The 2,786-nt window shown below is 67.0% G+C and carries 3 protein-coding genes; all 3 read right to left on the bottom strand.

Going from position 1 to position 2,786, the window contains the following annotated elements; all coding sequences use genetic code 11:
- Positions 1 to 193 precede the first annotated feature (193 nt).
- Entirely contained in the window at positions 194 to 1,168 is a 975-nt protein-coding gene (locus ABF821_RS20630; protein WP_182972143.1) for an MlaD family protein, read from the bottom strand.
- Between the two features lie 3 nt (positions 1,169 to 1,171).
- Complete coding sequence (locus ABF821_RS20625; RefSeq protein ID WP_415531425.1) at positions 1,172 to 1,969, bottom strand: ABC transporter ATP-binding protein; 798 nt, start codon at positions 1,967 to 1,969, stop codon at positions 1,172 to 1,174.
- A 1-nt stretch (position 1,970) separates the two neighbouring features.
- On the bottom strand, positions 1,971 to 2,786 hold an 816-nt coding region (locus ABF821_RS20620; protein ID WP_415531424.1), incomplete at its 5' end, for an MlaE family ABC transporter permease.

Here is a 2,786-nt window from a genome sequence, read left to right as displayed (position 1 = left end):
CGGGGGGGGGGGGGTCGCGGGGTTGGCCCAACCCCCCGGTCGCCCCGGGGGGGGGCCGGGGGGGCGGCCCGCCCCCGGCCACGCCCGGCGTGTGTCCGCGAGCATCGCAGCGGAGCGGCCTTGATGGCCGTGAGCAGCGAAGCGCAGTGGACGCGCGTCGGATCGCCGGCAGCCCGGCTGGCAGAGCGGTTTTTCATGGGCGGCGTCCCATTAGGAGGAGTTGCGGATTACGCTCGACGTCGCTGGCGAAGCCACGCAGGGCAGCGGCGGCGGCGGACAGGTCGCGCAGGGTGGAGTCGATGTTCGCGCGGTCGGCCGAGCGGGGCGATGTCATGTCATGCAGGGCGGACAGGCTGTCGCGCGCCTGGATCACCGTATCGTTGGCGCTGTGCAGCAACTGGTGCAGGTCGGCGCCTCGGGCGTCGAGCTGCTGGGTGCCGGTGGTGGCCAGTCGGTCGATGGCCGTCAGCGTCGTGTCCAGCCGCTGCTCCAGGTCCTGGATGGCGTGGGTCGCGCTGTCGACGGCGATACGCGAATGGTCGGAGGTCTGCTTGATGCTGTCGACCAGCGGCGGCAGGTCCTGATCCAGCCGTTCGCTCAACTGCTTGATGCTGGCCAGGGCGGCCTGGGCGTTGTCGGCCAGTTCCTTCAGAGGCAGTTGGGTCAGGGTTTCCTGCACCTTCTGGATCGCGGACTGGCGGGTGGGAATTTCGATATCCTTGCCGGTGACGATATCGGGGTGCAGCACGGCGGGAGCGGAAGGGTCGAAATCGAGATCGATTTCGGCCTGGCCGGTGACGAAGCTCTGCATGTTCAGCGAGGCGCGCAGCCCGTGGTCGATCATGTTCTGCAGGCTGATGCTGCGGTGCGTGCCCGAGGCGCCGGCGATGGAGATGCTGTTGGGCTGGAGCTGGACCGACACGGGGATGTAGGCGGCGTGGGTGCGGGCGTCATAGGTGATCGAGATGGCATCGACCGCGCCGACCCGGACCCCGCGGAACGTGACCGGGGCGCCGATGCTCAGGCCCGACGTCGAGCCCTGGAAGACCACGGTCGCCTCCTTGGTGGGCGAGAAGAGATTGAAATTGCCGAAGAAGACCAGCGCCCCCATGCCCAGGGCCACGCCCCCGACGACAAAGGCGCCAACGATCGTTTCTCGATTTGCCATGGGTCAGTCGGTCCTCCCGGACTCGGTTTCGCGTTCGCGGTGCATGAAGGCGTGGACCTGCGGTTCGTCGCAGTGATCGTGGAGCCAGGACGGCGCGCCGTGAGCGATCGGGGTTTTGGTCTTGGCGTCGAGGAAGATCCCGTCATCGGCGATCTTGAACAGGCTGGGCAGTTCGTGGCTGACGATGACGATGGTGGCCCCCAGCCCGTCGCGCAGGTTCAGGATCAGGTCGTCGAGCCGGGCGGAGGTGATCGGGTCTAGCCCGGCGGAGGGTTCGTCGAAGAACAGGATGTCCGGGTCCAGCGCCATGGCGCGGGCCAGGCCGGCGCGCTTTTTCATGCCGCCGCTGACTTCCGACGGATACTGGTCGATGGCATGCAGCATGCCGACCAGACCCAGCTTGAGTTCCACCTGGTTGCGGACGGTGGCCGGGTCCATCTTCGTGAGCATATGCATCGGCAGGGCGACGTTTTCGCCGACTGTGAGCGAACTCCACAACGCCGCGCTCTGGAACAGCACGCCGAAGCGCCGGCTGACCGTCTGGCGGTGGGCCGGGTCGGATGTCCAGTAATCCTCGCCATCGACCAGATAATGACCGGCGGCGGGCTTCAGCAGGCCGATCATGCTTTTGAGGACGGTGCTCTTGCCGCAGCCCGATCCGCCCATGACGGCGAAGATGCTGCCGCGCTTGATGTCGAAGGAGATGCCCTTCTGGATCACTTTCGGTCCGAATGCGAGGGTGACATCCTGGAGGGACATCAGGGTTTCGTGGCTGTCGGTGTCGGGGGTTTGGGGCGCCATGTCAGAGTCCGATCGTCGTCGCGATGACGGCGAAGATCGCGTCCAGCGCGATGACGCCCACGATGCCAACCACCACCGCGCGGGTTGCCGCCACGCCGACATCGGCGGCGCTGCGGCCGGCTTGCAGGCCGATGCGGCAACTGGTCAGCCCGATCAGGATGGCGAAGAAGATGCTCTTGACGAAGCCGAACCCGAACTGGTCTAGGGCCACGGCATTGAGCGTCTGGTGGAAATAGCCGGCCCCGGTGACGGACAGCATGCCGATCGCCACCGTGAAGCCGCCCAGCATGCCGACCAGCGAGCCGTACAGATACAGGAACGGCATGGTGGCGGTGAGGCTGAGGATGGACGGCAGGATGATATAGCTGGAGACCGGGATGCCGAAGACGGTCAGGGCGTCGATTTCCTCGTTGCCCTGCATGGTGGCGATGCGCGCGGCATAGGCGCCGCCGGTGCGGCCGGCCATGATGATCGCCGTCATCACCGCCGACATCTCGCGCACCATCGCGATGCCGACCAGGCTGGCGACGTAGATGTCCGCCGCGAATTTGCGCAGTTGGACCGCGCCGACGAAAGCCAGGATCGCGCCGACGAGAAAGTTCACGACGCTGACGATCAGCAGCGCCGAGGGGCCGGCGTCGCGGATGTTCGACATCAGGTCGGTCAGGCGCATCCGGCCGCGCCCGGTCAGGCTGGCGACGCCGCCTTTCGCGGTCTCGACGCCCAGTTCGGTGACGGTGCCGATTTCGGTCAGGCTGTCGATCGTCAGACTGCCGATTGTGGCGAGGGGGGCGAAGCGGCGCCGGGGGATGGGAGG

The organism is Gluconacetobacter sp., assembly GCF_047721585.1.
Classification (GTDB): Bacteria; Pseudomonadota; Alphaproteobacteria; order Acetobacterales; family Acetobacteraceae; genus Gluconacetobacter; species Gluconacetobacter dulcium.
This window is presented reverse-complemented; position numbering and strand designations above follow the sequence as displayed.

Bases quoted from the DNA above. Each gene is read 5' to 3' on its own strand.
- ABF821_RS20630 (WP_182972143.1), bottom strand. From the start codon at position 1,168: ATGGCAAATCGAGAAACGATCGTTGGCGCCTTTGTCGTCGGGGGCGTG.
- ABF821_RS20625 (WP_415531425.1), bottom strand. From the start codon at position 1,969: ATGGCGCCCCAAACCCCCGACACCGACAGCCACGAAACCCTGATGTCC.